Origin of the sequence: Acetobacter oeni, assembly GCF_011516825.1 — a bacterium.
GTDB classification, from domain to species: Bacteria; Pseudomonadota; Alphaproteobacteria; order Acetobacterales; family Acetobacteraceae; genus Acetobacter; species Acetobacter oeni.
The window spans coordinates 1-1,419 of sequence record NZ_WOTA01000080.1; the positions used below are offsets into that span (position 1 = coordinate 1).

Genomic DNA, 1,419 nt, shown 5'->3' on the forward strand with positions numbered 1-1,419 from the left:
CTAGCACTACAGTTGCATTTTGTGTTGAGTTCTGAATCTGTGGGTAACCATGATTCAGGATATGATGAGTGGCGGTGCGTCTGTTGAAGAGACGCTGGAGCTGTGGGCGTCTGGACTGCGGGCGGCCAGGGAGCGGATCGCGCCGCTGTTCACGCAAAAACGTGTCGTAGATTCAGCCTGTGCTTTTCTTGATATTTTGATTGGCGATGAACCACGCAAAACGGGATGGATGCGAGCGGAAGCCGCAGGTGATCCTGGTCCATGGCGGCAGCAGGCGCTTCTGGGGCGCGGGCACTGGGATGCCGATGCCCTTCGTGATGTCGTCAGGGATTATGTGATCGAGCATCCGGGAACTGAAGATGGCGTGCTGGTCATCGATGAGACCGGTTTTCTGAAGAGAGGGGCAGGCGTCCTGCGGTGTGGGGCGGCAGTATACGGGATCTGCCGGCAAGATCACGAACTGCCAGATTGGTGTATTTGCCACCTATGTATCAGCGCGGGGCCATGCCTTTGTTGACCGCGCCCTGTATCTCCCGAAAGACTGGACATCGAACCGTGAGCGCCTGAAGCAGGCCCACGTTCCCAATGACGTGGTGTTTGCAACCAAACCGGCGTTAGCCTCGATGATGATTGAGCGGAGTATTGAGGCCGGTGTGCCCTTCCGCTGGGTTGCAGCAGACAGCGTGTATGGCGTCGGCGATGTGGAACGCACGCTTCGCCGGGCAGGAATTGGATATGTCCCTGGGGTCAAAGACAATCACTGGTTCGGGTCATGGGCAACAAACCCACTGATTGCAGGAGAAGCCAAAGATATTGCCCCGGATCTGTCAGAGCAGGACTGGCACCGTCTGTCTGCGGGGCACGGCACAAAAAGTGAGCGGCTGTATGACTGGGCGTATCTTCCGCTTGCTGATCTGGATGCTGAAGAATTTGACTGCCCTATAGCCGGACCATGGACACGTGGCCTGCTGATCCGCCGAAACATCGCTGATGGAGACCTTGCCTGTTTTACGACATGGTGTCCGAAAGGAACAACCATGCGGGAACTCGTGAACGTTGAAGGAACGCGCTGGAGGATCGAAGAATGTTTCGTGACGGCCAAAAACGAATTCGGTCTTGATCATAACGAAACCCGTTCCTGGCATGGTTGGCATCGGCATGTTTCTCTGGTCATGCTTGCCTATGCCATCATGGCAAGTGTCCGGTATCAGGCAAACTCACTGAAACCGAAAAAAACACAACGCAGAACACGATAATCGTCGTCCGCTGGTCCATTCAGGAAATCAGGCGCCTCGTCGTAAAGCTTGCACAACGCAGACTACCCGTCGCTCACATCCTCAGATGGTCCGTCTTTCGACGAACACATCAGGCCAGCGCTATCCGCGCTCACTCACGACACAAAATGCAACTGTAGTGCTA

At 55.4% G+C, this 1,419-nt stretch carries 1 pseudogene; it reads left to right on the plus strand.

Features of this window, described 5'->3' with window-relative positions:
* Positions 1–49: 49 nt before the first annotated feature.
* A pseudogene (locus tag GOB90_RS18630) lies at positions 50–1,256 on the plus strand (IS701 family transposase).
* The last annotated feature ends 163 nt before the right edge of the window (positions 1,257–1,419 follow it).